The organism is Mesorhizobium sp. M7A.F.Ca.CA.004.06.1.1 (genome assembly GCF_003999135.1).
Taxonomy (GTDB): domain Bacteria; phylum Pseudomonadota; class Alphaproteobacteria; order Rhizobiales; family Rhizobiaceae; genus Mesorhizobium.
Map to the genome: position 1 here is coordinate 1 of NZ_RZPQ01000688.1, position 3,176 is coordinate 3,176.

3 protein-coding genes and 1 pseudogene are annotated in these 3,176 nt (G+C 64.7%); all 4 read right to left on the reverse strand.

Features of this window, described 5'->3' with window-relative positions; genetic code table 11:
* Positions 1–588 (reverse strand): SDR family NAD(P)-dependent oxidoreductase (locus EN906_RS28360; RefSeq protein WP_127375533.1); only part of this gene is annotated, 588 nt, incomplete at its 3' end.
* A gap of 44 nt (positions 589–632) precedes the next feature.
* Positions 633–2,102, reverse strand: a complete 1,470-nt coding sequence (gene purF, locus EN906_RS28365) for an amidophosphoribosyltransferase (RefSeq protein ID WP_013532528.1) — start codon at positions 2,100–2,102, stop codon at positions 633–635.
* A gap of 104 nt (positions 2,103–2,206) precedes the next feature.
* Complete coding sequence (locus EN906_RS28370) at positions 2,207–2,866, reverse strand: CvpA family protein (protein ID WP_127267853.1); 660 nt, start codon at positions 2,864–2,866, stop codon at positions 2,207–2,209.
* 63 nt (positions 2,867–2,929) lie between these two features.
* Positions 2,930–3,176 (reverse strand): annotated as a pseudogene (locus EN906_RS28375) (DNA repair protein RadA); the annotation flags it as partial.

Consider the following 3,176-nt stretch of genomic DNA (forward strand, 5'->3'; position numbering starts at 1 on the left):
TGCACGCATGGCGGTGCGGGTGGCGCCGGGGTCGGCGGCATTGACCCGGAGCGGCAGGCTCTGCGTCTCATGCGCCCAGGAGCGCATCATCGTCTCCACCGCGGCCTTGGACGCCGCGTAGGGTGCCCAGAAGGCACGCGCCGAGTGCGCTGCGTTGGAAGACAGGATGATCGCTCGTCCAGCGTCGGAGAGCCGCAGCAGGGGGTCGACGGAGCGGATCAGCCGCCAGGTCGAGGTGACGTTGATGGTCATCACCTTCTCGAAGGTTTTTGCTTCGACATGACCGATCGGCGAGATGACGCCGAGCACGCCGGCATTGGCGACGAGAATGTCGAGCTTGCCCCAGCGTTCGTGGATGGCGCCGCCCAGGCGGTCGATACCGGCCATGTCGGCGAGGTCGAGCGGCACCAGTGTCGCCTGGCCGCCGGCCGCCTTGATCTGATCGTCGAGCTCTTCCAGTCCTCCGACAGTGCGCGCCACCGCAATGACATGCGCGCCGGCTGCAGCCAATTCCTTGGCAATGAAATAGCCGATCCCGCGCGAGGCGCCGGTGACGACCGCAACGCGGCCGGAAAGGTCAAGGGTCATGCGATGGATTCCGGGAATTTGACTAACGCTGATGACGGTCCCGCCTACGTCCCGCTCGTCGCCAGCAGCGACAGCGTGCGCACATTGTCGTGGCCTTCGAAGTCGAGCAGGCGGGTCGGATACTGGCCGGTGAAGCAGGCATCGCAGAATTGCGGCTGGTCGTTGTCGCGGCTGGCCTCGCCGACCGCGCGGTAGAGCCCGTCAATGGTGAGGAAGCCGAGCGAATCGACGCGAATGAACTCGGCCATCTCCTCGATCGACATGCGCGATGCCAGGAGCTTCGATTTCTCCGGCGTGTCGACACCGTAGAAACAGGAGGCGCGTGTCGGCGGTGAGGCGATGCGCATATGCACCTCCTTGGCGCCGGCGTCGCGCACCATCTGCACGATCTTCTGGCTGGTGGTGCCGCGCACGATACTGTCGTCGACCAGCACCACGCGCTTGCCCTCGATCATGCGGCGGTTGGCATTGTGCTTCAGTTTGACGCCCATGTGGCGGATCGAATCGCCCGGCTGAATGAAGGTGCGGCCGACATAATGATTGCGGATGATGCCGAGTTCGAAGGGAATGCCTGCGGCCTGGCTGAAGCCGATCGCCGCCGGCGTGCCCGAATCCGGCACCGGCACGACGATGTCCGCCTCGACCGGGCTTTCAACCGCCAGCTCGGCGCCGATGCGCTTGCGCACCTCATAGACGTTGCGGCCTTCCACCGAGGAATCCGGCCGCGCGAAATAGACATATTCGAAGATGCAGAAGCGGGTCTTCTGCGGCTCGAAGGGGAACAGGCTCTCGATGCCCTTGGACGTGACGACGACCATCTCGCCGGGCTTCAGGTCGCGAACGAAACGCGCGCCGATGATGTCGAGCGCGCACGTTTCGGAGGCCAGGATCCAGGCGCCGTCGAGATCGCCGAGCACCAGCGGCCGGATGCCGAGCGGATCGCGGCAGCCGATCATCTTCTTGGCCGTCATCGCCACCAGCGAAAACGCACCCTCGACCTGTCGCACCGCATCGATGAAGCGCGAGTTCAAATCGCGCTCCTTGCTGGTGGCGACGAGATGCAAAAGCGTCTCGGTGTCGGAGGTGGAGGAGAAGATCGCGCCTTGCTTCTGCAGCGCGCGCTGCACGGTCATGGCGTTGGTCAGATTGCCGTTGTGGGCGACGGCGAAGCCGCCATCGGCCAATTCGGCGAAAAAGGGCTGGATGTTGCGCATGCCGGCGCCGCCAGTCGTGGCGTAGCGCGTATGGCCGATGGCGCGGTTGCCTTGCAGGCTGTCGATGACGCGCTGCTTGGTGAAGGTGTCGCCGATCAGGCCGACATGGCGTTCGACATGGAACTGGCTGCCGTCATAGGAAACGATGCCTGCCGCTTCCTGGCCGCGATGCTGCAGCGCATGCAGGCCCAGTGTGACGATGGCCGCGGCGTCCTGCCGGCCGAAAATGCCGAACACACCGCATTCGTCGTGGAAATGGTCGTCGGCCTCGGCGGAAAGCACGTCGTCTGCGTCTGCCATCTTAAGCTCCGCTAAAATCGCCATATAATGCGGGTTCGCGCCGAAAGCAACGCGGGCCGTGCGGTCGTTCACACCATCGTCGGATCCTGACGCCGTTTTCGGCGTCAGTTTGCCGGCGCCGCCGGTGCCGGAGCGTTGTTGGCCGGAGGTGTTGCGTCATTGTCGTCAGGCGCTGGCGTGTTGGCATCGTCGCCGCCCGCCGGAGCATCCGCGGCCGGTGCGTCCGGAGCAGCTGGCGTCTCGGCGGCCGGCTGATTCGGATTGAGCTTCTTGAGAATCGCGTTTTCCGGATCCTCGGGCAGCAGGCTTTCGAGCTTGGCGCCGATCTGCTCCAGCAGCGGCCGCGACTTGGCCTCCGTGACCCAGGCCGGTGCCTTGGCGCCAGCCAGCCAGTTGAAGAACAGCAGTGCGACGGCGACGACCAGGATGCCGCGCGCGGCGCCGTAGAGGAAACCGAGCGTACGGTCGAGCGCGCCGATCCGCGAATCGATGATCCAGTCGGCGAGCTTCATGGTGATGACCGATACGACGATCAGCGCGACGATGAAGACGACGCCGGCGGCGGCCGCCATGGCGATCTTTTCATTCTCGATGTAGGGCGCGAGGTAAGGCACAACCGGCTTGTAGAAGAAGAACGCCGCCGCTGCCGCCGCTGCCCAGGAGACGACGGACAGGACTTCGCGCGAAAAGCCGCGAACCATGGCGAGCATCGCCGAGACCAGAGTGAAGCCGACGAGAATTCCGTCAAGCAGCGTAATCGGCATGTCTTTCGCCCCACTCCATGAGCCGCATTATAGCGCGGAACATCGGGCTCTGAGTCCGATGCTCTAATCTTCTTCGTCCACGCGGCTTCGGCGTGAGCCGGCTATGCGTGCCACGAGGTCGGCAAGCTCGGTCGGCTGGAAAGAACCGGACCCGATCCCCCCGGCCAGTTCCCCGCTGCCCGAAGGCAGAACCGCGCTTCCAAAACCCAGCTTTTCGGCTTCCTTGAGGCGCTGTTGCGCATGCGCAACCGGCCTCACGGCGCCCGAAAGGCTGATTTCGCCGAAATAGACGCAATCGGCGGGAAGGGCA